The organism is Fibrella forsythiae, assembly GCF_017353175.1.
GTDB lineage: Bacteria > Bacteroidota > Bacteroidia > Cytophagales > Spirosomataceae > Fibrella > Fibrella forsythiae.
The window spans coordinates 93,444-118,507 of the sequence record NZ_JAFMYW010000008.1 but is presented as its reverse complement, the minus strand read 5'-3'; the positions used below and the strand labels follow the sequence as shown (position 1 = coordinate 118,507).

General features: G+C 47.5%; 20 protein-coding genes and 1 pseudogene. 10 read left to right on the top strand and 11 right to left on the bottom strand.

Translation table 11 applies throughout. The features are described from left to right. Window position 1: 1 nt before the first annotated feature. Window positions 2-1,720, top strand: a complete 1,719-nt coding sequence (locus J2I46_RS23520; protein WP_207331525.1) for a P-loop NTPase fold protein — start codon at window positions 2-4, stop codon at window positions 1,718-1,720. Window positions 1,721-1,986: 266 nt separating this feature from the next. Here the strand turns inward: J2I46_RS23520 and J2I46_RS23515 are convergent, their stop codons facing one another. The 4 genes from J2I46_RS23515 to J2I46_RS23500 all read right to left on the bottom strand — a co-directional run bounded on the left by J2I46_RS23515 (window position 1,987) and on the right by J2I46_RS23500 (window position 5,709). Further along, window positions 1,987-3,414, bottom strand: a complete 1,428-nt coding sequence (locus tag J2I46_RS23515; protein WP_207331524.1) for a hypothetical protein — start codon at window positions 3,412-3,414, stop codon at window positions 1,987-1,989. Between the two features lie 67 nt (window positions 3,415-3,481). Continuing rightward, window positions 3,482-4,039 (bottom strand): recombinase family protein, encoded by a 558-nt coding sequence (locus tag J2I46_RS23510; protein ID WP_207331523.1) that lies wholly within the window; start codon window positions 4,037-4,039, stop codon window positions 3,482-3,484. A 234-nt stretch (window positions 4,040-4,273) separates the two neighbouring features. Next, complete coding sequence (locus J2I46_RS23505; protein ID WP_207331522.1) at window positions 4,274-5,209, bottom strand: hypothetical protein; 936 nt, start codon at window positions 5,207-5,209, stop codon at window positions 4,274-4,276. Window positions 5,210-5,331: 122 nt separating this feature from the next. Beyond that, on the bottom strand, window positions 5,332-5,709 hold the full coding sequence (locus tag J2I46_RS23500) for a hypothetical protein (protein WP_207331521.1): 378 nt from the start codon (window positions 5,707-5,709) through the stop codon (window positions 5,332-5,334). A gap of 1,663 nt (window positions 5,710-7,372) precedes the next feature. Between J2I46_RS23500 and J2I46_RS33555 the strand changes: the two are divergent. The 4 genes and pseudogenes from J2I46_RS33555 to J2I46_RS33550 form a co-directional block, all read left to right on the top strand. Further along, window positions 7,373-7,482 (top strand): annotated as a pseudogene (locus tag J2I46_RS33555) (ATP-binding protein); the annotation flags it as partial. 222 nt (window positions 7,483-7,704) lie between these two features. Further along, window positions 7,705-8,253 (top strand): DoxX family protein, encoded by a 549-nt coding sequence (locus J2I46_RS23495; protein ID WP_207331520.1) that lies wholly within the window; start codon window positions 7,705-7,707, stop codon window positions 8,251-8,253. 179 nt (window positions 8,254-8,432) lie between these two features. Continuing rightward, window positions 8,433-9,026 carry an RNA polymerase sigma factor gene (locus J2I46_RS23490; RefSeq protein WP_207331519.1) on the top strand — a complete coding sequence of 198 codons (594 nt, stop codon included), beginning with the start codon at window positions 8,433-8,435 and terminating at the stop codon, window positions 9,024-9,026. Between the two features lie 1,536 nt (window positions 9,027-10,562). Continuing rightward, window positions 10,563-10,904, top strand: coding sequence for a LytTR family transcriptional regulator DNA-binding domain-containing protein (locus J2I46_RS33550; protein WP_207331518.1), 342 nt, complete (start codon window positions 10,563-10,565; stop codon window positions 10,902-10,904). Between the two features lie 191 nt (window positions 10,905-11,095). Here J2I46_RS33550 and J2I46_RS23480 read toward each other — a convergent pair whose 3' ends face one another. From J2I46_RS23480 to J2I46_RS23465, 4 genes are all read right to left on the bottom strand, one after another. Further along, the gene (locus tag J2I46_RS23480) at window positions 11,096-12,379 is read right to left on the bottom strand and encodes a Y-family DNA polymerase (RefSeq protein ID WP_207331517.1); all 1,284 of its coding nucleotides are present in this window, start codon (window positions 12,377-12,379) and stop codon (window positions 11,096-11,098) included. A gap of 2 nt (window positions 12,380-12,381) precedes the next feature. Continuing rightward, on the bottom strand, window positions 12,382-12,831 hold the full coding sequence (locus J2I46_RS23475) for a LexA family protein (protein WP_207331516.1): 450 nt from the start codon (window positions 12,829-12,831) through the stop codon (window positions 12,382-12,384). Between the two features lie 416 nt (window positions 12,832-13,247). Beyond that, window positions 13,248-13,514 (bottom strand): hypothetical protein, encoded by a 267-nt coding sequence (locus J2I46_RS23470; protein ID WP_207331515.1) that lies wholly within the window; start codon window positions 13,512-13,514, stop codon window positions 13,248-13,250. Between the two features lie 45 nt (window positions 13,515-13,559). Continuing rightward, on the bottom strand, window positions 13,560-13,988 hold the full coding sequence (locus J2I46_RS23465; protein ID WP_207331514.1) for a BLUF domain-containing protein: 429 nt from the start codon (window positions 13,986-13,988) through the stop codon (window positions 13,560-13,562). Window positions 13,989-14,852: 864 nt separating this feature from the next. Here J2I46_RS23465 and J2I46_RS23460 point away from each other — a divergent pair. From J2I46_RS23460 to J2I46_RS23445, 4 genes are all read left to right on the top strand, one after another. Next, window positions 14,853-15,281 carry a response regulator gene (locus J2I46_RS23460; protein WP_207331513.1) on the top strand — a complete coding sequence of 143 codons (429 nt, stop codon included), beginning with the start codon at window positions 14,853-14,855 and terminating at the stop codon, window positions 15,279-15,281. A 425-nt stretch (window positions 15,282-15,706) separates the two neighbouring features. After that, window positions 15,707-15,970, top strand: a complete 264-nt coding sequence (locus J2I46_RS23455; protein ID WP_207331512.1) for a hypothetical protein — start codon at window positions 15,707-15,709, stop codon at window positions 15,968-15,970. Window positions 15,971-16,193: 223 nt separating this feature from the next. Further along, window positions 16,194-16,619, top strand: a complete 426-nt coding sequence (locus tag J2I46_RS23450) for a BLUF domain-containing protein (RefSeq protein ID WP_207331511.1) — start codon at window positions 16,194-16,196, stop codon at window positions 16,617-16,619. A 100-nt stretch (window positions 16,620-16,719) separates the two neighbouring features. Then, a complete protein-coding gene (locus J2I46_RS23445; RefSeq protein WP_207331510.1) occupies window positions 16,720-17,145 on the top strand; it encodes a response regulator in 426 nt (141 codons plus the stop codon). Between the two features lie 1,071 nt (window positions 17,146-18,216). Here J2I46_RS23445 and J2I46_RS23440 read toward each other — a convergent pair. Both J2I46_RS23440 and J2I46_RS23435 read right to left on the bottom strand, forming a co-directional pair. Next, a complete protein-coding gene (locus J2I46_RS23440) occupies window positions 18,217-18,669 on the bottom strand; it encodes a DoxX family protein (RefSeq protein ID WP_207331509.1) in 453 nt (150 codons plus the stop codon). A 316-nt stretch (window positions 18,670-18,985) separates the two neighbouring features. After that, window positions 18,986-22,945 (bottom strand): cellulose binding domain-containing protein, encoded by a 3,960-nt coding sequence (locus J2I46_RS23435; protein ID WP_207331508.1) that lies wholly within the window; start codon window positions 22,943-22,945, stop codon window positions 18,986-18,988. Window positions 22,946-23,417: 472 nt separating this feature from the next. Between J2I46_RS23435 and J2I46_RS23430 the strand changes: the two genes are divergently transcribed. Further along, window positions 23,418-24,257 carry an alpha/beta hydrolase gene (locus J2I46_RS23430; protein ID WP_374758103.1) on the top strand — a complete coding sequence of 280 codons (840 nt, stop codon included), beginning with the start codon at window positions 23,418-23,420 and terminating at the stop codon, window positions 24,255-24,257. Between the two features lie 177 nt (window positions 24,258-24,434). Here J2I46_RS23430 and J2I46_RS23425 read toward each other — a convergent pair whose 3' ends face one another. Further along, complete coding sequence (locus tag J2I46_RS23425) at window positions 24,435-25,001, bottom strand: hypothetical protein (RefSeq protein WP_207331507.1); 567 nt, start codon at window positions 24,999-25,001, stop codon at window positions 24,435-24,437. Between the last annotated feature and the right edge of the window lie 63 nt (window positions 25,002-25,064).

Genomic DNA, 25,064 nt, shown 5'->3' with positions numbered 1-25,064 from the left:
CATGATAGTCAATCTAGACAATCCGATATCCCTTTTTGAAAGCCATCTTAATAAACCTGATAATAAATACATATTATTATCAGCTCCGTTTGGATATGGTAAAACTTACTTCCTAAATGACTTCTTTACTAACCGCAAAGAAAAATATAAAACATTCTGGTTATCTCCAGTCAAATATGTAGTTGGTCAAAACGAAGACATATTCGAATACATAAAGACAGATATAGCGATACAGCTTTTAGCCTGCCCAGAATTAATATCAGAAAACAAACCTGATTTTTCTGAAGGTTCTTTCTTATATCAATATATCCTTAAAAATTCTCGTGAGATTGCGACCACCATATTACAAGTAATTGATAACATCGACATTCCTGATGATTTCAATACACCCGAAGCGCTTTTGGTAAAGAAGGGGTCTAAATTGCTCTTACAAGGGTTAGCAAGTATAAAAAGTTATGAAGCGTGGAAGAAGAAACTTAATAAATCTTTCAAAAGCAATAGAGATGACATTTACGATTTTGCGTCAAAGCAAGATAAGGTAACAGGTTCTATTTATGAAGAAGATTTAATAACTCAATCCATACAATTAGCTTTAGAAACAATCAAGATACAACACAAAGTTAATACTGACTATAGCGATACTGAAGATATTATTGACATAGAAAACGTATTAATTATAGATGACTTTGATAGACTAGACCCAGAGCATATATTTAGAATCCTGAACATTCTAAGCGTTCATCGTGGCTCTAAAGATGGAGAAGATAAATTTGGGTTTGACAAACTAATAATTGTTTGCAGTATTGATAATATAAGAAATATATACAAACACAAGTATGGGGAAAATGTTGACTTCAATGGCTACATGGAGAAATTTTATTCATCTGAAATTTTTCATTTTAACAATCAGTCAGCAATTTCATATCATTGTCAAAGCTTATTTTCGGAAGAGCTAAACCAAGACACCATCGCGCTTTTAGGGATCTTGCTTTCTTTCTTTGTTGAAACCAATAAGATATCTATAAGATCTATCATTAAATACAACAAAAGTTACAAAGTAAATGCTTTCGATTTAGGGTCATTCAAAATTCCAGCATTTTCAATACACGACCCAAACGCCCATATATATAGTTTTTTTCCATCTGGCTCAACTAACCAGAAATTCACAACGGGATATGGAAAGTATTTTAATAGTAAAGTAAATAGTTTTTCTATAAAAAGTGGTGATTTTCCATTATTTCAAATTATACCAATTCTAACTACCATTTTTGGAGATTATAAACACTTCAGAGAAGAAATCTCTACCTTGACTAATCGTCACATGTCAATTCCTATAGACAAAACAACCATATTTCTCGCCGCCTTTTTACCTATTATACATTTTATAAGCTGTTGGAATAACGATAAAGCTGACGATATAATATTCTCGCTTGGAAAAGGGCGATATACGCTCGGAAGTGGTCAAGACGTATTTGAAATGCAAAGACCATCTTCAAATGTTTTTGGGGATAGCGTGTCCATCCCTATAAAGTGGGATAAGGATAACTTGTATAATTCTAGTCACAGTTATTATGAATCTACATTTGAAAACTTTCCCAAAAATGTTAATTTTTCGGTTTACAATTCACATTTAAGTAAAAAAACAATTAGTTCTTTGGTTACAATTTTAGAGTTTTTAGAGAAAAAGAGTCTACTTGACAAGATTGGAATTACAAATTAATCGTTTATTTATTGAAGTGATCAAATACACTAATCTGCTCTCGTTTTCTGCGCTCACTTATGTGCACAAATTTCATAGTAGTCTGAATCTTGCCATGCTCCAGGGATACATGGGCTAAAGATTCAGACCACTATGCAGTATGTGCACCTGAGCGAACAGAGAAAACGGGAGCAGATTAATGTTTTTGACTTTTTTAATACTAAATAATAGTAGCAATATATCTTATGGTTTTCTTGACTGAGTTCACCATAGCTTATGAAACGGCATCAAATCTTTCTGAACGTTTTTTCTAATGGTAACTTAATCTTATGATACTTTTCGAAACGCTTAGGGTAATTTACGATCCATCCACTAAAACCAATGTATTTTAAAATCTGTATATTAACTAATGTATAAAGTCTGATTGCGGCATAAAATAGACCTTTATTTAGATTGTCTATAGTGTCATTAGCGTCTTTTGCAAGTAATGGTATTCTACCATGTAGGAAATCATTACGCGTCTTCAATACATCAATGTCTTGCTCTGTCAAATTAATGCCGTAGAGTTCGAATGGTGCTTTTAGTGCATTGAAGTTTGTTTTTTGATTGACGTTTTCAATTCTCTTTTGTAATGGAGTTAGTGAGTTTTCGGGCGTTGATGAAGGAGGGCAGATTTGATGAAGAGTTTTTATAAGTTCTCGTACTAAAAGCTTAGACACCTTTTTATCAGTAATAGGAGCACTAGAAACTCCATTCTGCTCCCAATCAGATAAGATAATCTCTGATAAGGATTCCAGAGCTACAGCATAACCGCAAGCCATAGGAAAAAGGGAGGATGTAGAAACTTCTATGATAGATAAACAAACGGATGCAAAATCAAGAGACCCATCTATTTTCTGACACAATTTACTAAAGTCTTTTATACTCACAGGTTCCATCTTCCTTTTTAGGTGCTTCCTGTTTCTTGACCATCCATATGCATTAGCATAGACAGGATGGTATGAAGATTGCATCGTGTCGCGTAATTCAGAATGTAAATATTGATGAATACTATCCATCTGGATATTATTATAAGCGATATAATATCCACGCCCACCCGCATAATACCCTAATAAATAACCTAAGCCAATTAGTACAGAAAAAGATTTTTTTCTAAAGATATTTATGTTCTGTTCTTTGGAAGAATTTATAACCAAGAAGTGCCTGTTTGTATTTTTATCTTCAATGCAATGTACATTATATTCAACACTATCAATAATGGTACATGTGCCTGTTCTACTCCTTCCAAGTTCTGTTTTAAAAACAGTATCTTGAATTTTAAAAATAATGTCTACTTTTTCTTTGACTGGAATTACTAACCTGTAAAAAAAATCTTTTTTTGAATTGAAATTTTTAGATTCTATTTGACTAAGCTGGGCATTGTAGTGTTCTATGAATGGGCTATTCGTAGAAATATTAAAATAGCTATGATTTATAAAGAAGGTAGTAAATTTAAGTTGATCAATACCTGAAAAAAATACATTTTTATGAATTGGTTTTTTGTTTATTCTTGTCTCAATATTGTCTATAGAAAAGCGGATTGCAAACTCAGATTCATTTAACATTAATTTTGCTTGAACTTGATCCAGAGTAGAATTTTTCTGTTTTAAAATTCCTTCCTTTGGTGTTTCAAATTGATTAATAAAATCGAAGACATGTTTATAACGAAATTCCATATTCTACAGCTTTAGATTAAATGTTTTATGTTTTAACAAGGCAATATATAAGCGACCAGTACTCTAGTCATAATATTATCCCTCGGTATCGCTTTACTGTAGACATACTGATACCTGTTAGTTTAACAATGTCAGTTATTGATAAACCCGCCAAAGCTGCGGTCTTAATCTTTTCCAACTTGACGGGGTCAAGACCAGCAGGTCTACCCATGTAGGTGCCTTTTGCCTTCGCCAGTTCCCGACCGACGCGGGTACGTTCATTCAGACTCTCCCGATCATATTCAGCCAGCGCAGCAAAAATGTCGAGCACCAGCTTCCCGGCCGGTGTACTACTGTCAACGCCCAAATCTAACGCCTGAAATTGGATACCTTGCTGAACAAAGTCACGCATTAGCGTGATTAAGTGATCCCGGCTCCGGCCGAGTCTAATGAAGCGGGCCACCATCACCGTGTCACCAGGTCGGAGCTTGGTTAGCATCCGGTCAAGTGCCGGACGGCTGGTGCTTACGCCAGTAATTTTATCTTGAAAAATTTCGTGGCATCCGGCCCGCTTAAGGGCGTCAAGTTGGGTGTCAAGGTTCTGATCAGTGGTCGATACGCGGGCATACCCGAAAACGTGGTTCATAAAGGTCAAAAAGTTAGGGCCACTAAGTTAGACGATCTAAACTTAGTGGCCCTACTTTTTGACCTCTGTTTTGGACTGGTATTAAGTCTGGCAATTGTTCATTTGGGTAGGTCGAGAAAGTTATAACTTTATGATCCCCCTTCGCTGCAATTCTATTTGTCGAATGAAGCCTCCCTGAAGCCCACCCATTTCTTGGATCGCTCAGAGGTTGGGAATCGGACGGTTTGAGGTCAATTACCCTACCGGCAATATGCTTTCTGCTGCGATACCACTGTTCATTAATCTCTCGTAAAGTGAGGTTACCTTACTCTTTGATTCAAGAGTATCAGAAAGCCCAATCAAAATAAGCTCCCCCTTTGTATCTGTACCAATAATAGCTTCAGGGAGATATTTATTGATCACCTTCTTAGCTTGTTCAACCTTCTCATAAGTAGGATACTTTAATGTTACTGCCCACATAGTTCTGGCGGAGTTATTTGTAGCGTACATACTAGCTGTTCTTTGAGTATCAAAGTTGTTCCTCATTGATGCGACGCTATCTGTAAGTTGATCTAATTTGTCAATTACGTAAGCTTGTAATTGGCTACCTCCCCCCTCCTTAATTTGCTCCTGTATGATTGATGACTCTAATCCGCTATAAACAGGATTTTCTGGATTTTGATCTTCAAGTGCTACAGGTATAGTGTCGATCAGTCGAGCCATGAGCTCAACTGCCCCGCCCATGTCATTTTTATAAAATATGGTTCGCTCAGCTGCTATATCAAATGGAAGAGTAGTTCCGATTTCAGCAATTACAATCACTGGCTTGCGCCTAGCATGTCGAATAGCTAATTCGTACATCACATTAGCGTTTAAGCCTGTCAGGTTAGCAATAACTAGATCACACTCCAAGATATACCTCACAATCTGCCGGGTAATGTTTCCTGGATTTTTGATTTTATGAGGAGGCACTAACTGAATGTTAAATTGCTTTAGTGCAGGTTCGATAACTGCGTTGATAATCCCATCTGTCGCCCGACGAATTTCAGAGCTATCTCCACCTAAAGGCGTAATAAAGAAGGCAATTTTAGTCGTGGCGCTTGCGTCAGTCTCGCCATTAGTTCCTTTCACAGCTGTCTTATATGTCGATTCTTCACATTCAGCAGCCTGTTTTTTCTCTTCGCTTTTCACGTTTGATGAGGAGTTATATAAGATAACCGTTAAAACTCATGGGAAGCCTGAATCTAAATATTTCACAATAATACTTACATAAAAGAAGCCAGCTCACTGAGCTGGCTTCTTTTATGTAAGTATTATTGTGGGGTCTCACTTGCTATGTCGTTTTCCACACTAGAAAAAATTTCAACATCGTACTTAAAGCGTGGCCTTAGTCCAGAACCTGTTGCAAGCGCGTTCCTAGTCACAAGCACTCTGTAGGGTTTTCCCAGTTTCTCAATTGATTGTTTCGCTACGAATAGCATTTGAGAAGCAACGTGATTGTTGGATTGAATCTCTTCGTGACCTAGTGCCCAAAAAGATCGAAATAGCCCCTGCCCCAAGCTATATCGCGTTTTTTTGTCCTCTGTCTCTACAAAATCGTGGAAGCCATCTTGCACCATAATATGGTGCAATTCAGTGTAATGAGTGGAATCAGCTTCTAAGAGCTCTACATGAATAAAAAATTCTGCCACAGTTGTGTGATTTAAAAGTGTACTTCTACAACGAGTTTGATACCAATAATGTCTCAAGCGGTCATTTTGTTGTTAGCAGCACGGTCTCTCTCCTCATCTATGTATACGTAATTGTGATCGTGGTAATGTCCTTGCAACTCATCAGTTGTTTTCGGTATGATTATTACACGGAGCATTTGTTTGTCAACAATATGAAACGGGTGTCTGCTACGTACAGTCTGGGCAGCTGGAATGGTATTTCAGTGATTACCTACTCCCACCCGTCGTTCTGAAAGAATAAGAAGCAGGTATATAGCGATTTGGCACAGGAATTTGAGCAAATTCAGTCGGAACGTTAAGGCCAAGCTGACTGTATTCCATAACAGCTACAGTAAGCATAGGTCATCAAGCTGGTTGTCTAAACGTTACTAAATCCGTCTGGTTTACAATTACGGATAAGGTTAATAGTATGGCCTATTCAACTATCAAGGTTTAAGCCTCCGTCTACCATTTAGTCAATTGTCTGCTTAATATGCTAATAAGTCGGTATAATCATGCTTTAATTGGCTGTGAGTTGAATCGATTGGGCGAGGAGAGAAGTGAACTTTCAGTGGTTGATTGTCACAGAGTTGTAGTCTAGTGCCATTGCGCCCTTTATACTGTTGGGTGGCCCGTCCAAGCAGGTGGCGTGGGCGCGTCTCGGTCGACAGGCTGAAAGCTCTGATTAATCGGGTTGGTTCACATTTCAAAGCGTCAGTATAAAAGAGATTCAAACGCTATATGATCTTATTGGAAGCTACTTTTTCGGCAGATAGCTTGCGCGATTTGGCGACTACGTATTTAGGGCTTCCTTTTCTGTTGGTTTTGTACCTTACAGTGAAGACAAGTAAAAAAGTGATGAATCCCCAATTCAGAAGTGCATTGAACATCATTTCACTTTTTGTTCTAACTGTGTGTTTCTGTATACTACTATACATTTTGCTGTTTTTTTGGGTGTTTCAGTATGGCTAATTGCTCTGGTTGACAGGATGATAGCTTGATTATTGCCGGTCTTCTGTCTGTGTTTCACGTCATGTCCGACAGATCAATGCCCGGTGGACAGAACGCGTAAAAAGCGTCTCATTCGACAAGCGAACGTACCTGAGTGCCACGGTTGGCTAGACTCGGCTCGACAGTGTCGGCCTCTCTCAGTTTGTTTGGTTACGTGGTTGGTTGGCTAGCTTTGCAGAGTCCACTTACCTGGGACATTCATCTCTCTGAGTAGGCCATTGCTAATATCCAATGCAGGCAAGGTGTAAAAATCGAACGTATTTGAGCATGGTATAACTTATAATCACTATACCCTTTAATGACATTGTGCGAACCGGTCATGCAGTGCTCGCGGAACGAGGCGTAGGGGGCAGGGACCCTATTAGCTAATGAATACAAAGGCATTATATAATAAGGGTAGCAAAGCCTTAGCTTATATGCATTTCTTCCTTTTTGATACTCGTTTGATACCTAATATGAATTGATACTATAAATGTCTAGTAATCAGTACTGTTGAGTTGTCCCGTCCGGACCGCCAGATTATACAGAGACCCCTAACTCGTTAAGAATTAGGGGTCTTGCTTTTTGTACGTGTACGGATAGTTCGCTATATCTCTACTAAAAGATAGTTGCTTCGAGGTGCCAGCTAGAGGGGGGTATCGGGCTGGCTATTTGTGAGAAAGTCGCGGCCAACCATGGGGAGCCATTACGGCGACCAGCCAGCCGGGGCAGGGGGCTACTTTCAGCCTATTCCTACCAATTTGATACGTTTATCAGGGGATATATTGATCACCCATTCTCTTTTTTATCACTATCTATTATCTTCTACAACAATCTAACTCAGGCAAAACCCTTTCTCGAAACAAATGAACTAAATCTGTCAGTACTAGATGAAAGCTACAATTTATTGCACTATTTAAATTAACCGCTGGGTGAATCTAGTTATGGTGTTTTCCCCGTAGGTGTAGCGAACTGTTGCTCAACACGATGAAAACGCTAACTAACCTCTTCACCCAGTTTGACCGGCTGGATACCAGCATCAATCGATGGCTTGTCGCCCACAGTATTGCCCTGCTTCGGATCGGGATGGGTATTGTGTTTTTTGGCTTTGGGATACTGAAGTTCTTCCCAGGCATCAGCCCTATTGAGGATCTGGCCACGCGGACCACGACCGTGCTAACCTTTGGTATTTTGTCAGGTCATAGCGCCATGGTTTTTGTGGCGGGCTTAGAAACGGTCATTGGTGTCTGCTTTCTGACGGGCCGCTTTCTCAGGGTGGGTGTCTGGCTAATGGCCGCCCAGATGATTGGGGCGATGTCGCCCCTGGTGATTTTCCCCGGTGAACTCTTCCTCAGCTCCACCCACGCCCCTACGCTGGCGGCACAGTATATCATCAAAGACATCATCCTGGTGGCGGCCGGTATGGTCGTGGCCTCGACTTGGACAGGAGCGCGGATCGTTGCTCAGCCTCAGAGTCTACGCAGTACGCTCCCTAAGCAAGTTCCCAACGTTGAGCGCAGTTTACAGACTGCTTAGAGGGTTCAAGCGAAAAATTCGCCAGGCGGCGAGAGGCTAGCAGGGTATTTGTTAGTGATCTACTGAACGGCATTATTAACTCTTCGAATCAGTTGTTTGCGTTGCGTAAATCTTGCTCAACATTTTGATCAGTTGCCAGTTTAAGCAGGGGCCATTCCCTCACGAGTTAACGGTTTATTATGTCGCCTTCTCCCCAGGCCGAAGAGCACTTGATTGCTAGCTTACTGGCTGACCATCCTGCAGCCTTTGCTACCCTGTATACAACTTATGCGCCTGGCCTGCTCAGGTTACTGGTGCGCATGCTCCATGATCGGGGGCGGGCGGAAGACCTGCTCCAGGATGCGTTCCTAAAAATATGGTTGAACAGGCAGGCTTATGATGCCCAGCAGGGAAAGCTACTCACCTGGATGCTGACTATCGCCCGGAACCTAGCCCTGGATGAGCTAAAGCACCAAAAACGGCTTCAGACGGCAGCTCCTTATCTGACGGATGAGCCCTGTTTTTCTACAACTAGCGAGGGGCCCTTACACTACTCTGTCACCGCTCACTTAGCCCCCAAATACCAGGAGATCATTGATTTGGTCTATAATCAAGCGTACACCCGCGAAGAAGTAGCTCAGGCACTGGGTCTTCCTTTGGGCACGGTAAAAACGCGCTATCGCTTCGCCTTACAACAACTTCGGTGCATACTTTATCAGGATATTCACCATTATCATAAGCGTGCTTCAACGGGTGCAGGATGTGGACAGCGTGATATTGACTTTAACTCTTAATGGTAGTTTGGGTACTAAACAAAGAGGGATTAAGCATTCAAAAACGGCTAGATGACCCACTGACAAAACTGACAGGAGTCAATGCCCGCTACTACCATTTATACCTACTTGTACCTGTGCGGAAGCACTAAGTGGTACGCCTAAGTGCGAGCAGAACGATTATCAATCGCACCGGTACACAAGCTAGTGAGCCTTGAGCAGTAGCAGACATGTAAACGCCTAAAGCAGTGATGAAAATAGCTAGCTGCAGGTTAGATTAAACCGCTTAGTCAAGACAAGGTATTTACTGGAGAGGTCAACGAGGTAGCTGTGCCGGAGATTCTGGTTGTTTACGTACCTGAACCTCCGGCTACTGAGTAGTAAGTATACACTGGTTACACCAGATGAGTAATTACCCTGTACGACGCACGGGCTACACGTCTTGAGCCCACTAACACAGCTGCCCAAAGGATCAGCTTCACCAGCGCCTCCATGGCGGGATGAACAAACACTTTTATGGTAGTCACTACCATTTGACTTAAGGAGGCATAATAGGTCACGCCGTACTCCTGGTGGACAACTCCCTACTGAACCATGATTAAGCGTGAGCGCAGCGATCCCGCGTCCGGGCAGTTTTGCTGCGCATCGACATGAATCAATGTTGTTTTGCTCGTAAATACTTTGTCAGTATGTTCTCTGATAAGCCTCAGGTATTGCTTTTTGATAGCTGATACTAGACAAAAGGCCGCTACCTCGTTAACTAAGCCCAGATAGGCTAAAACATGTTTCTTTGTGTACAATAAGGGCAATTCCCTTATGGTGTGGATAGAATGGAAAGCGAACGGGTACGACCCGTTCGCTTTTTTGTTAGGTCAGCTGGGCAGGTGATGCCGCTCTAATTAAATCAGCTGGCGCCATTTCTGTTTGTCGGCGCTTCCTGGGGGCCGAGGTATGGAATCGACAGGCAAGACCCAGTCTAAGCCCGGTTAAATACTTAGGAAATTTCTTAATAATTAAATTATACTTAATAAATGGCCAACTTATTGCTTAAGTGATCGTTAGCTTATAACTATGTACATAAAGTAGACAAATGTACATTTTGCCCTAACCTCAATGTCATGATAGTCATTTGGTCCTTTGTTGTCTATTCGCTCCTAGTCATCTGGATTTTGAATCTAGACGATCTAATTGATCACAGGCGCTGGCCCCTCAAAAGAGAGCACTGAAATGGACTGGCTCCGATAACCGGCTTCAATTGCCTTCACGGTTAGCCGAAGAGCAGCTTACATATCAACCACATATTGCCCACCGCGCCCAGTAAGATAGACAACCATATGATTTGTTTGACCAGAGCATCTGACGCTTGAATGGTCTGAGATTTCAGAGTAGCCACGTGTGTTTGACGTTTGAGGGTAGAATAGTCACAAATAATCTCGATAAAATTAACAAATTTCTACACATTGCGATCTCTCGTGCATAAACTTTGCCAAAGCCTAAAGCTTAGGTAATCCGTAGCTACTACCAGCGTCTAACTGTTTATCAGATCGCCGTCTCACTTTGATCTACTTTCCAGGTTACTCGCCATTGAAGCGTCCCGAGTTAATTATTCGACTGGAAGGGGATGGTAATTATACCAACATTTACAGCCTACAGCAATCAAGGCCGCTGCTGGTTAGCCAGACGCTATTACATCACCAACGACAATTGCCAAGTTTTTTGCGAGTCAGCAAATCCTCATTAGTCAACCCTGCTCACGTAGTTCGAATTGTAAAAAAGGGAAGAGTAGTCCACTTGCGTCTCCAAGACGATGCGATGGTACTGGTCTCTCGTCGGCGGGTATCCGAAACGGTAGCAGCTCTGGATAAGCTATGCAAGCTAACAGAGATGCTACCTGAGTAATCGGGCGCAAGCAGGTGACACGCATTTGATCTGTCGGCCACTGGCGCTAACCAGATCTGATTCAACCTTTAGCAGACCGCCCTTTGTCCACTCGATTACCGTAGCGTAGTACGAAACATCTTGACCGTACTTATTGATAGCTATAATCTTTACCCGACTACCCGGCCCGATTTCGGAGTGCAGTTTCATCCCTATTTCACTTTCAGGATATCTTTCCACCTGGTCGTATAGCGCCTGGACATCCACTGTTGCTTATGGTGCCAGATCGGATCGTAACCCGCAGCGGCAAGCCGGATCTTATCTCGGCCGTAGCGGTAATTGAGTTTGTCGACCACCCGAGCCAACCGTACCTGCCGATCGTCAGGACCATCGTTGAAGAGGTTGGCCTGCCGAAAGTCGGCCGGTACCAGCCCCGTCAGCATCACGCCCACTTTCTGATAGTGGTAGCCAAACCGATAGATGGCCGTGAGCGCTGCCTGTGCGTAACTGGCTAGTTCAGCTGTGCTGGCTGTGGGGTGTGGCAGTTCAATCGTTCGGCTGCCGTAATACTGTTTGGCAGCCAGTCCATTGCCCGGTGTTCTTCGGAATCTGTTAGTGTGCAGAAACACGGTGATGGCGCTGGCTGCTGAGTCCTGTTTCCGAAGCTTTTCGGCTACCCTGCCTACGTGGGTAGTCAGCGCCTGCCGAATCAGATCCAGATCAGGAATGACCTGCCCAAAGCTGGGAGCCGTACAGATGGCTTTCTTGGCGGGAGCCACCGTCTCGATCAGATTACACTTCAGGCCCCGCAGTTCATGCGCCAGCCGTAGCCCGTTCACCGTCATGTTTGCTGCCAGCCAGTCGTCGGCCATGTCCCGCAGGTGAGCCGCCGTACGAATACCGTTGCGCTTTAGTAGACCGGCGTAGCGCCAGCCCACGCCCCAGAGTTCAGCCACGTCGAAACCATACAGAGCCTGCTCGATTTTGGCCGGCGTATCTAGTACTAACGCGCCATTATGCTCAGCTTCCCGCTTGGCGTACCAGTTGGCGACCTTGCACAGGGTCTTCGTTGGTGCCAGGCCGATCGATACCGGAATGCGTGTCCAGGCAAGGGCCCTATGGCGGACATCCTGCGCAAACTGAGCCAAATCAGGGTACACCGATTCGTAGCCAGTCAGGTTCATGAACGCTTCGTCGATACTGTAGACCTCCACGTCCTCAACGTACCTACCCAGGATCGACATGATTCGGCTCGACATATCACCGTAGAGGGTGTAGTTACTACTGAAGACTTTCACCTCGTGCGCTTTCCGCAGTTCCTCCAGCTGAAAAAGGGGAACGCCCATTTTGATGCTTAGTGCCTTGGCTTCGTTGGAGCGAGCCACGACACACCCGTCATTATTGGACAGCACCACGACCGCTTTTCCGATCAGAGAAGGGTCGAAACTACGTTCACAACTGGCGTAGAAGTTATTGCAATCAACGAGGCCCAGCATGATCAAAGTGGTTTGAAGATGACGTAGGTCACCACGCCGAAGACGCGGAAATTGTCATCGGGTTGTACGTAGATCGGGTTGTATTTGGGGTTGGACGCTACCAGTACGACCAGCGGTGGGGCGTAGTGAATCCGTTTCACGGTATGCTCACCATTGAGCCAGATAACCACAATTTTACCTTCTGTCGCTTCCTGCGAACAATCCACCACTAGAACATCATCTTTCTCAATCCGATCGCCACTCATGCTGTCACCGTCCACCCGTACAAAGTAGGTTGCCTCGGGATTGGTCACGCACAGGTCATTCAGATCGCAGACCCGCTCGACGTAATTCTCGGCAGGGGAGGTGAAACCGGCCTTGATCAGCGAGGCATAAAACGGGATGTGTAACCGGGTGGTAACAGTAGCTTTAACGGGTGAATACTCGTTATCAGATTGGTCGGAATAGCGCATGATATAGCAAAATGAAAATATAAACTGCGCTATTATAATATAAGTTTGCTACATAACTTTCACTTGCGTGAAAATTGCAACTTTACTTCGATACGGCACACTTAGCCTAAATAAGGGAAATGGCTTAACAGGCCTTAGGTTAGTTATTCATTTAGGGTTAGTATACTATGGGGGGTATGCAAAAAGGGCCCACTACATGAGGGTGGGTGTGGCGACAGGTCCAGCCGCGGAGTCAGCTAGCGATAATCACTTGGCTAATCGAGTCGCAACTATCGCTGGGGGTGTATAGAGTGGGCGCGTCGAGAAAACGCCCTACAATTGGTAGCCGCTGAGGCTAAGTGAGTTAATGATTCATGAGTACAGAGCAAGGGGTAATATCCCCCGGCCTAGCTACAGGTTATAATCGGTTAATTTCTTTACTCTCCCTGATCATGGCTTTTGCGTAAGCCTATGCGCATGGCCCGGTGCTGGTGTAACAACGCTTTGCGCTCCTCCTGGTGTCGAGCAGTCAGCAGGGCCCGGTCGGTCAGATTGATCTCATAGAGATACGACTGTTCTTCCTCTTCTTTTTGCTGCGCCTCGAGCGCTATTCGAGTTTTGGTCTCGTAGGCTAGATGCGCTTGCCATTGCTGCTCGTCGGATTGATCAGATCGATCATCCCACTCATTGGTAACTCTTGCCATACCTGTACAACTACTATAGGCAAGATTCGATTAAAACAAGTGTAATTAGTAGGAGAGAGAAGGCATCTGATTGTGGCGGTTGGCTTCGTAAAAGGTACGAATGATCCGTAGTACCAGGGGCTCTTCCCCGAAGGTAGACTCATCTTCACTTAAGGCACCGGCTGTATGTATTTCCTCTAACTGTGAGTCGCTGATGGTCTCGTAGCCCATACTCCACGTTGAAAATAAACGCTGGGTAATAGGCCGGGTCAAAATGTGTTCGACTTGGTGATGTCGCGGGTCTGCTTCGATGCGTTGGTAGAGCGCCCTTAACACCTGATCCTCTCCCTCTAACACTTGGACAACGCTACCCCGCACGTAGAGGGTAACGCCGGTAATACCCCATCGGGTATTATTGCGCTGACTCTGTGCAAGCAAGGGGCCTATTTCGAATGGCTCAATGGCCCGGCTAAAGTAGACAATGCACGATTCCATAAGTGAGAGGAAGTTAATTGACGGCTTAATACATAATTAGCCAAGAGTCAAATGTAGAGAATATAAGGAGCAGACCAATACCCTGCTTTTCATAACTAATTACGACCGTTCCATGGGGCGCAGAGAGGTCCTGCACTGGGGAAAATGTATGAATACTATATCCGTTGATAATGAGACTGTTAACTCTTTTCGGGTGCACTGCTCGGGGGGAATACCGTTACCCATAGACAGCTGTTACGGAGTTATTAAGCTTCCTCAATCTTCTGGGCTAAGTCGACTAGCCAAGTGATGGCATTGAGCCCATCGACAAGGACTCTTATTTTCTGCCAACGGGTGAGTTCTGAAGCAGGTTGGGACTTGCGGGTAGTGTTCATACTAATCAATCCCACCTGCGTAGTTCGACCGTCTGAAAAGGGGAAGGCGCTCTATGTCCATTTGACAGACGATATGTTGGTAGTTGTTTCCGTCGACGTGTAACTGCTCTTCGTGAACTTGGCAAGCCAGAAGAGAAGCTGCCTAAGTAACCTGACAAAAGAAGCCGATACGCCCGAACTAATACATAAAAAGCCTCAACTCATCAATGACTGGGGCTTTTGTTAACTACTCACATGTAAGAAGGGTGCTACCCAATAATAAGTATAACAGTCTACGTAATCGAATGTTGCCGGGCTGTTTCTGTTAAGTAGCGTTCGTGTTTTCTAATAGGCATGAGCCCGATTGCGCTTATCGCTTTTACTAATGATACTGTGGTAAATTTCAATGATGTTGTTTGGACAATGAGAACCCGGCTGCTGTGATGAATCTATTTTCTAAATGTTCTTCCAATAAACACAGCTGTTCAAAAAGCGGTTATGCTTAACAACTATGGCACAAGCACAAAGCAATATTATTCTCCTGGTCGATGATGATGAAGACGACCAATTATTGTTTCGCCAGCAACTTTATAAGTATGCTCCCACTCATCAAGTAGTTAGTCTGTCAAACGGAGAAGAGTTATTAGATGATTTGTCCCAATGTCAAGTGTTACCCGACCTGATATTACTCGACGTCAACATGCCCCGTATGGATGGGTTTGAAGCGTTGAGCCATATACGGGCCAATGAGGCTTATCAGCATATCTATATCGTCATGATAACGACAGCGGGCCGAGAATTGGAACGACACAAAGCGCTTTTCCTGGGAGCAAACCAGTTTATGGTTAAACCCACCTCTGTACAGGAGTCAAACGAACTGATGGAACGTTTGATGAAGCGCTGGAACGATAAGGCTCAAGAAACTGAAACCTTCCTTTAGCAGCAGGCTTACATATTACTCTATCAGAAACACTAAAGCCCAACTAGTCATAGTCGGGCTTTTTGCTGGCCTATATTTTGTAAATTACCTTATGTTGAATAAAGTAACATATTGTTCATTGGGCGCAACCTTTAGCTAGTGTCTCTTTCGATAAGAAGCATACGCTATCTAAGCCTCCCCTTTTTCTTAGACGGTTATTCTCCGCGCAATCCGGCAATAAAGGGATAGCATGAAAGTTAAGTAAACTACTAACGCACTAAACTTGGAGTCTACACTCATCTGCAACGCTACCTCTTATCACATATTCGTTCCGTTATATAAAGAGCCACTGCTACATTGGGCCGAAGCTTTATACATTGGTGCATCTTCGTTATAGGTAATAATAAATTTAATCGCTGGTTTCACCTACTTCTCAACTAGGCGATATGGTTATTTTCATAACTGCCCTGTTTAGTCCTACAGACATCCGTTCATTTTCCGCTCAAATCCTCAGCTTGGAAGAAGGATTCGATTTTCTGAATGATCTTGTCGGTACGGGCTTTGTGCTAGTAGATGTACGGCTACTGGATCAATCACGTATCATCCCACTGCCCATTGAAGGCTTTGATGGCTCTCCTTCTTCGACCGCTATACGACAATTGGAGGAGGAATGGACAAATCTCCTAAAAAGCCCTGATGAGAAACCGTAGTTTCATTTTTCCATTGCCGATACAGTATGTACTCGCTATTACTAGCTTAGCTTAAACAATGAGTGATACCAACAAACGGAAGCGACCATCTGGCGGAGATGATCTGCACCGGATGATTCGGAATAAAAAAAAGCAGGCTGACGGTGTTGGTCTGCTTTTTTTTGTAAACTTTTCCTTTCGTTAACCATTTTATCACTTAAAAGATAGGTTCGCTTAATACGTTATGGAATCATGCATTGTTTATTTTAGCCAGGCCGTTGAGCCCTTTGAGTTGCAAATAGCGCCCATTCTTGACGTGAGTAGGCGCAACAACACTCGACTGGGTATCACGGGCATTATGCTTTACGTGAGAGGCAGTATTATTCAGGTACTGGAAGGCGATTCCAAGCAGGTAGAGGCCATGTACCAACGGATTGAAACCGACTTCCGCCATCGGCAGGTAGAGCGTATTTTAACCCGGCCGATTACTCAGCGGCTGTTTGCGGGCTTCAGCATGGGTTATGAAACGATTAGCCATGCACAACTGGAAGAGATACAAGCCACCTTCCCATTGGACACACAAGGCCGACAGTTGGCTGATGAACCACTAGTGTTACGGGTGGTTAGGACTTTTTACGAATCAAATCGACACAATCAGATAGTAGAATGAGCCTTAGGGGGAATAATTAGAACAAAAGACGATAAAAGAGATTATGTTTTGGCAGAGAGGGGTCCAGGAATAGCCTTTCGCTTATCATATCACGCATAGTATGCCCTCTAATACACCTTTCCTTATTTTGGTCGTTGACGACGAACCGCCCATCAGTGAACTGTTGAGTCTATCAGCTAAGAAAGTATTCCCCGAAGCCAGCTTTATAAGCACTACCTCTGCGCGGGAAACAATGGTTTATCTGAACGATCCGACAACCACTATACCTCAGCTCATTTTGCTGGACATTGATCTACGGCAGGAGGTCGATGGGTTGGCCCTATTGCCCCGCTTACGATCAAGACTCAACGGGCAAGTACCCATTATTATTTTTAGTAGCGTTGACGACGAGGCTAAGGTAAAAGAGGCGTACAGCGGCGGGGCAGTTTCATTCACTACCAAGCCCGATGAACCCCAGGAGTGGCGGGACTACGTAGCCATGTTGCGATCATACTGGTATAAGTCGACAATCTTACCTCCCAAGTGATGATACAAGGCAATGCCAGTCAATACAGGGGCAGTTACCATAATCGACTGGCCTATCACTCGATTAACAAATAGGCCACTGCTATATAGCTATAGCTCACATGCACAACAAGGCCGCCTGAGCAACCGGACGGCTTTGTTGCCTTAATCGACTAGCCAGAAACCGACCACCACCTACTACTTGATTTCCGATCCCAGCGGTATGGTGTCAAGGACAACTTGAGGAATCCCAATTCCCAAACCAATTCTGAAGGTGTACTTATTTGAGACTTTCTTACTAACTATTCGTCTCTCTTTCTATTTCCCGGCAACGTAATGACTCAAATACAAATAGTATGATTCGACTGCCATATAACAAGAAAGCCCCTCGCTATGAGGGGCTTTCTCCGTTTACCTGCGTACTGGCAGCGTGTGCAAGGCCGGCAAACGTTAAAGCCAGCCGCCAACGATGCGCCACAATACCCAGGCAGTGGCTAGCGAGCAAAGCAACACTACTGACCAAGTGAGCAGGTTGACCAGTGCTCCTGGCGTGTGAATGATGGAGATTTTTTTGGTAGTCACGCCTATATGACCGCTTGCAGATCAATAAGTCACAACTAGGTTACAAATAGTTTTAGACAGTAGCACCCGCGGCCTATTTGTTGACGCTCATTAAAGCTACATCCGCCGTGTAATACCACTGCTTTTCAGGCCATTGGTTACCGGTTGGGCTGGGGTTCGAAAATAATGGCGCTCGGTGGTCTCTACCTTACAGTGACCAAGAACCTGGCTAACCTGTGATACGCTTAATCCATTATCGTGGAATATGTTCGCTGCTGTTTTACGTGCGATTTTAACCGTCAGGTGGCCCTCAATGCCAATTAGTGGGGCGATCACGTCACGGATGTAAGTCTGAGGAGAATAAGGGTAAGCCCCCGACTGATACAGAGCAAATAGCCGGTCGACCTTCTGCAATTTTGGAATGCAGTAGTCAACGCAGGGAGGCTTCAATCAACAGGCAACTGGCAGTTACCTGTCAGTCAGTTTCGCCTTTCTTTAACTACTTACCGTACTGTTTCAGTTGCCCTGTAGCCTACGGACGATTATGATTAACCAGCGCGTCTACGCTGGCCTTGCCCCCCCCGGCAATAAGACTGATCAGCGTCAAACCGAACAAGAGAATAAAGTATTCGAGGCCCTCTTCTTTGCCCGCCTCCGCCTGCCAGTTCATAAAGAATCCACTGTGCAGATGGGCGCTGAGCACAATGCCAATAAAATTACCCAGTATGCCCAGGGCGGCCAGGCGGGTGGCCAGACCCAGTACCAGCAGCAGGGGCGCAAAAAACTCAATCAGGATGACTAACAGACCCACTATCCAGGGCAGTCCGGCCGCCCCCGTCAAAAAGCTCATCGTCCCCGCAAAGCCATTGCCGCCGAACCAGCCCAGTAGCTTCTGCGCGCCATGGGGAAAGATGGTAATGGCCAGCGCCAGGCGGGCGATCAGGGCGGTTACATTCGCCGGGTTGGTGTATAAGAGTTGCTTCATGCCCCAATACTAGGCATAATAGCGTAAAGCCAGCGCCCCTCCCCGCGCTTACTGAGTAGGTGGACACCCTTTTAACGGGCTTAGATCCTCTCTTTAGCTTTATTTTGGCTGATCACCGCTTGCAGACAGAGCATCCTGACGCGGGTAGTTTCCTGGTAATTGCCGTAACTGGGTTTCGGGCTGCTGATGAGCGTTCAGCTGATACACCACGCCCGAACCAGGCAACAGTTTGATGGAATCAAGTTCCAAAGTGGCTCTACGCAAAAACAGCCTGCCCAGTTCTGGGCAGGCTGTTCGCACTGGGCTTATCACACTACTACTGGCCTTTGAGCACCTTCACCGTCTGGGTTTGGGTAGGCGTGCTCACCTGCAGAAGCAGCATGCCGCTCGCCGCCTGGCTCGCGCTTAGCTTTACCCGCTCACTGGCTGAAGCCGCTTCGATCCCCTGACGAGCCACTACCCGACCCTGCAGGTCAGTTAGTTGCAGTGTTAAGGCCTGACCAGCGGCTCCCCCCACCAGCGCTTCCACCACGTCGCCAGCGATGGGGTTTCCCAACAGCGTTACCGTTAGCCTTGTGCCGGGCTCATTGGCCAAGCCAGCCGCCAGCCGGGCCGCTCCCGAGGGAGGGGTACCCCACACCAACTCCTGGCCTACGTAGACCGTCACCCGGCTGTTCTGACTGCGCTCGGCGGGCTGCTCCTGGTAGGAGTAATCATTTGTTTGGTCAAAGCGCCCCCCATCGGGCTTGCTGATGCGGTAACGGACGGCACCCGTGCTAGCACCCGGTGCCAGTTGCCCCCCCTGGTTGTAGCGAATCTCCAGGTAGTAATTCGCCCCGGCCACCGCGGGATTCAGCGCCACCAGTTGCGCACTCACGTTGCCCTCATCGACTTCCACCTGCAGGCGTTCGGCGCCATCGGAGGTAAAGTAGTAGCGCGCCCGCAAATCACTGTAACTGATGGCCACCGTACCCTCGTTGCGCACCTCCAGCACGGTGTTGATCTGGGTAGCCGAGGGGCCGTTGCGGCTCTCGGTCAGTGCCCGCACCGAACGTACCTGGGCGGTGCTTCCTGGCTCGATACCGGCAATCAGCACCCCGTCATAATAGGCTGTGATGCGCTGAGTAGCCGTGAGCTGGTCGCGCAGGGGGTTATACGAGTAGTCATCGGGCTCAAAGAGTGAGCCGTAGTCACTCTTGGCAAAGTACGCCTGAATGGGTCCCGAGCTGGCCCCGGCTGCCAGGCTGCCCGCCCCGGCCGTAAAGCTCACCTCCACGTAGCCAGCGGCTCCAGACTGGGCAGGCGTTAGCGGTACGTAGCGAAGGCGTACGTTCCCATTGCCTACCTGGGCGTAGTTCACCGAGAGGTTGCTCAGGGCGCTGTTGCCCTCCACGGTCAGGTAATAGCGCAAGGTCAGGCGCGACAGGGGCAGGGCGCTGTTACCCTGGTTTTGCAGCACCAGCAGGGGCTGGATGGCGTTGTTGTCGGCGTAGTTGTCCACGTCCCGGTGCAGCACCGTCAAGCGGCCCTGCACGGTCACCGTGGCGCTGGTCGGCAAGCTTGTACAGCCCTGAGCACTGGTGCAGGTGGCGGTGTACACAAACTGGCCTACCCGGTCTGTCGATACGACAATGGGACTGCTAGTACCTGAGCTTCCCGCTGGTCCCGTCCAGTTGATGGTGCCATTACAGCCACCCACGACCAGATTAACGTTGCCCGAATTGACATCGACGCTCACGCTGGACTGCCCACCGGGGTAGCGTTGCCCGGTCTGGGTCAGCAAGCTGGGGGCGTTGGGCAGGGGATAGATGGTGATGGATTGGCTGGCGGTAGCCGAGCAGCCCGTGCTGGTGATGGTGCCTGTCACCGAGTAGACGCCCGTGCCGGTGGCGGTGACGGGGATCGAGGTGGTGGTGGCTCCCGTGTTCCAGACGTAGCGGTCGGCCCCTTGCGCTGATAGGGTGATGATCGTACCCGCGCAGCCGGTCAGGGCCGAGGGGGTGATGATCACCATAGGCGGTTGGTTGATCGTCACCACGATGCTGCCATTGCTGATGCAGCCCTGTTCAGTGGTGGCCTGCACGTAGTAGGTGCCGCCCGTGGCGACGGCGGCGGGCGTAGCTACGGCTTGGGTTCGCGCGGCATCCGTAAAGAAGCGGATCGTGGCGGGAATATCACTGGTCACATACCGGGTGAGGTCCACAGTAGTAGGGGCGCAGACCGCTGGCGGAGTAGTGATGGTAAGAACGGGCGTGGGGTTGACCGTCACTGTGGCGGAGCCCGTCATGGTCCGGCTGCAGGTAGTGGTAGCGTTGGTGGCTAGTACGGTGTACGTACCTGCCGTGGCCTGGGCGCCGAAGCTTAACGCCTGCCCCGTTCCCGCTACAGAGCTACCCACCGGGGTCGTGCCCCGTAGCAGTTGGTAGTTAACACCCGTCTGCGAGCCAGCCAAGCCGACGGAGGGGGGCGTTGTGCCCGCGCAGTACGCACCGCCGCCGGTCAGGGCGAATTGTGTAGGCAGGGGGTTACTGGTCACGGTCACCGACCCCGTCATGGTTTGCTGGCAGCTGGTGGTAGCGTTGGTGGCCTGTACGGTGTAAGTGCCCGCCGTGGCCTGAGGCCCAAAGCTGAGGGCGCTGCCTGTACCGGCCACGGGATTGCCTACGGGGGTAGTTCCCCGTAGGAGTTGGTAATTGACGCCCGTCTGTGAGCCAGTCAGGCCCACGTTCGGGGCAGTGTTCCCGGCGCAGAAGGCCCCGCCCCCGCTCACCGTATACCTAGTAGGCAAGGGGTTAGCCGTAATGGCGGCATACGTAGTGGTCACGCTGTTGCAGGCACTGGTGGCCACGAACTGGTAGGAGCCGCTCTGGCCAATGGCCGGACTGGCCGCAATGCGGGCGGAAACGTCAATAGTAGTTGGGCCGTTGATTCTCACATTATCGCGAAACAACTCCAGCGTAAAAGGCCCCGTACCAGTCAGAGTAGCGGTCAAGGTGACACTCTGCCCCACGCAGACGGCAGCGGCTGACTGACTCAGGTCGCTGAAGGTGGCCGCCTGGGTGGTGGTGCCACCAAACTCAGCAGCCCCTATATCAATGGTGCGCACCTTACGGGTATTGCCCAGCACATCGGTGGTGGTGGTATTGACGGCATTGTTACCCGCATCGATGGCCGGGGCGCAGGATTTGAGGGCGGGACCCGCCGCGTTTTCAAAGGGCGAGAATGTAGCCATCCTGTTATTGCCCCCATCGGTGTAGTTGGTAGTCCCTGGCTCCAACAGCGAGTAGCTCACCGTAATGCCGGGACCCTGTAGGGCACTGCTCCCCCCGTTGTTCCACAGCAGCCCGTTGGTTATGTTGGCCGTTGCAGGGGCCTGTGTGTAAACCGCTGTGCTATTGTCACGAAAAGTGCAGTTGATCAACGTACTGGCCATCTCACCGCTAGTCACGTAACTGAAAGGCGCTGGCTTATGTTGTTCGAAGTGGCAGTTTGTGACGACTGAGTTCGTATTTTCCGCCTCGTAGAATGCCCCAATAACTCCAGAGTTGTTCAAAAAATAACAGTTGGTCACCCGAACTACCGACGAATAACTAATGCACAGCCCCCCGCCGAAGTTGCCATAGTTTTGGGTAAATAAGCAGTTGCTGATGGTCGGGCTTCCCCCATTATTGAACATACCTCCCCCATAGGTGCCATTAAAAGAGGAACTGCTATTTGCGTTCCCGCCCGTAATGGTAACCCCATCAATAACGGCTGAGCTGGTTACTCCATTTCCTTCATTTCTGATCACGTGATAGCTGTTATCGCTATTGTCATCAATTGTACCAATGTCTCCAGATATAGTAGTGGACGAAGGCATGGCCGTGCGTGTAGCAATGTTGCCCTCCGTACCAGTGACTCCGGTGAACCCACCCAGTACGCTCACCCCGTTCTTAAGCGAAAAAGTGGCCGTACGCGGATCTGATAAGCCTGCTGTAGTTGGCTTATAGATACCGCCTGAAATCCAGACCTGATCGCCTGACGCCGACGCGTCGATCATGGCCTGCAAATCCCCCGACGCATTGCTCCAGGATGAGCCGGTACCCGAGGCGCCCGCTTTGACATAGCGAATGGTCGTAGCGGCGGCCTGCCGGGCCGACCAGTTGCCGGTTACCGGTTGAGCCATCGGCCCGGCCACCCGGCGCGGAGAAGGCAGAAGCGTCGACGGCCCGGTCTGCGCCCAGGTGTTGGCGGTGGCCAGTATCCACAGGAAAAGAAGAAGTAATTTTTGGTTCATATAATTGGCTATTTGATACATTACTAAGATAAAGATGGAGCACAGTAGGTAGATAGCGTTTAAAATCTACTGAGTGGCTATACTAACTTAACCGCGTCCAATCAGTCAAAAAAAGAAGCCGCCTCTACGATTAATTAAGGCTATTGTATGCCTCTGGTCTGACTAATGGCTTAAGCAGAAGCGAGTTCCGTCCGGCCTGCCAGATTGGCCCCGCTACTACTTGATGAGTTGGAGGGTTTTCCGTTTGTTACCTATACGGATACGGAAAAAAGGTACAGTCGTACTCGAATCATATCACTGATTCAGGCACTACCAGCTGACTAGTCACTGCGCATGCACATTGGTCTGACTGCCTGTCAGCAACACCGCAAATTCTAGTTAATTATACCGGTGACTGCGTAAGTTTCACCTTGGGCGGACTTACTAGAGTGAAGCATTTAATCAACTTACTCCAACTCAGTATATGTTACAGATGTCAATGCTGGCCATCATTCGCGCCTTGGTCATAGTCAGTTTTGTACTGGTATTTAACCAACCGGGACAAGCGTCGAAAATTGATACGGTGGCAACAACCAGCGCATCGATGAACAAGACAATCAAGGCCGTCGTGATCACGCCCGATTCGTATGCCGATGGCAAGGAATTGCCCGTCCTGTATCTATTGCATGGGTATGGTGGTAACTACAGTGACTGGCCAAAGAAAGTAGCCGGGCTTGGTAAAGCCGCCGACACCTACCAGATGATCGTTGTTTGCCCGGATGGGAACGTTGGTAGCTGGTACTTCGATAGCCCCGCCGATCCATCATTTCGCTACGAAACCTATGTGGCCGATGAACTGGTCAGTTGGGTTGATAACCATTACAAAACCATCAAAAACCGGTCTGGACGCGCTATTACCGGCTTGAGTATGGGCGGACATGGGGCCTTGTATCTGGCGTTCAGACACCAGAATGTGTTCGGAGCAGCGGGCAGCATGAGTGGCGGCGTAGACATTCGGCCGTTTCCCAATAACTGGGACATGGCTAAGCGATTAGGGGCATATAGTCAGTTTCCGGAGCGCTGGGAACAGAACACGGTCATTAACCTTCTTTATCTACTCACGCCGGGGGCCTTGTCGCTGATCATCGACTGCGGAACGGAAGACTTCTTTTTTCGGGTGAATAATAACCTGCATGAAAAGCTACTGGAGCGCAACATTGCGCACGACTACATTACCCGACCGGGGGCTCATAACTGGACCTATTGGAATAATGCCGTGATTTACCAGATGCTATTTATGCGAACCTATTTTGATAAACACGCGATCAAATAAGCCGTTCGTATAAAACGCACTGCCTGTGTATGAACTGTTACTAGTCCGCTTATCAAACGCTCGCTGGAAATACTGTGGGAATCTGTCTGAAAAAATAACGGAAAAGATGCTGTTGATCGATCAGGAAACTGGGAAAGAGAGTGAGCCGCGCTTGGTACTCCGCTTCATCTCAACACGTCAGAAAGCAAGGCCAAACTGGAAACCAAGCGTGATAGTAGCAGGGCGGTCATTCCCGAAACGTACCGGAATGGGCACGGCCAAGAAATAATTCACTGGGCCGGGTCTGCGGAAGGTTTTGTTCAATACAGGCGTAACCCCATAGCGCCCACCGGTTTCAAACGCCAGCCGATTAGCGAGCGTAAACCCTTTACCCAGCCCCACCAGCACGCCGGGATGAAACAACACATTGTTGACCCGGCTGACACCCGCTTCGGATCGGATAAACGGCACGATTTCCAGCGAATAGCCAATGTTGGCCGTTTTCCAGATGTTGACTCCGACAGGAAAACCCACCTGGTAAAAGTTTTTAAAATTGACCACCGGCGCATCCTGACTGAACGTTACGATCGGGTGAAGAATACCCTGATACAGCACCATGCGCGGATAGTCGTGCGGGGCGGGTGTTTGCTGGGCGCACGTTGCAAATGTAACCAGGGTTAACAGTAGGCTCGTGGTTGGCAGCCAGATGGGCCGGAAAAACACAGCCCGGCAAAGGGTGGAGTAGGCGTGGAGCATGGTTAACATACCGTTGAACGGGCTGGTTGCGGCGTACCCGTACCAAACCCGGTTGCAAGGCTACGAACCCAC

Coding starts and splice junctions, on each gene's coding strand:
- J2I46_RS23475 (WP_207331516.1), bottom strand. CDS start 12,831: ATGCGCTATTCCGACCAATCTGATAACGAGTATTCACCCGTTAAAGCT.
- J2I46_RS23520 (WP_207331525.1), top strand. CDS start 2: ATGATAGTCAATCTAGACAATCCGATATCCCTTTTTGAAAGCCATCTT.
- J2I46_RS23435 (WP_207331508.1), bottom strand. CDS start 22,945: ATGAACCAAAAATTACTTCTTCTTTTCCTGTGGATACTGGCCACCGCC.
- J2I46_RS23425 (WP_207331507.1), bottom strand. CDS start 25,001: ATGTTAACCATGCTCCACGCCTACTCCACCCTTTGCCGGGCTGTGTTT.
- J2I46_RS23515 (WP_207331524.1), bottom strand. CDS start 3,414: ATGGAATTTCGTTATAAACATGTCTTCGATTTTATTAATCAATTTGAA.
- J2I46_RS23450 (WP_207331511.1), top strand. CDS start 16,194: ATGGAATCATGCATTGTTTATTTTAGCCAGGCCGTTGAGCCCTTTGAG.
- J2I46_RS23440 (WP_207331509.1), bottom strand. CDS start 18,669: ATGAAGCAACTCTTATACACCAACCCGGCGAATGTAACCGCCCTGATC.
- J2I46_RS23445 (WP_207331510.1), top strand. CDS start 16,720: ATGCCCTCTAATACACCTTTCCTTATTTTGGTCGTTGACGACGAACCG.
- J2I46_RS23455 (WP_207331512.1), top strand. CDS start 15,707: ATGGTTATTTTCATAACTGCCCTGTTTAGTCCTACAGACATCCGTTCA.
- J2I46_RS23495 (WP_207331520.1), top strand. CDS start 7,705: ATGAAAACGCTAACTAACCTCTTCACCCAGTTTGACCGGCTGGATACC.
- J2I46_RS23460 (WP_207331513.1), top strand. CDS start 14,853: ATGGCACAAGCACAAAGCAATATTATTCTCCTGGTCGATGATGATGAA.
- J2I46_RS23510 (WP_207331523.1), bottom strand. CDS start 4,039: ATGAACCACGTTTTCGGGTATGCCCGCGTATCGACCACTGATCAGAAC.
- J2I46_RS23430 (WP_374758103.1), top strand. CDS start 23,418: ATGTCAATGCTGGCCATCATTCGCGCCTTGGTCATAGTCAGTTTTGTA.
- J2I46_RS23465 (WP_207331514.1), bottom strand. CDS start 13,988: ATGGAATCGTGCATTGTCTACTTTAGCCGGGCCATTGAGCCATTCGAA.
- J2I46_RS23470 (WP_207331515.1), bottom strand. CDS start 13,514: ATGGCAAGAGTTACCAATGAGTGGGATGATCGATCTGATCAATCCGAC.
- J2I46_RS23480 (WP_207331517.1), bottom strand. CDS start 12,379: ATGCTGGGCCTCGTTGATTGCAATAACTTCTACGCCAGTTGTGAACGT.
- J2I46_RS23490 (WP_207331519.1), top strand. CDS start 8,433: ATGTCGCCTTCTCCCCAGGCCGAAGAGCACTTGATTGCTAGCTTACTG.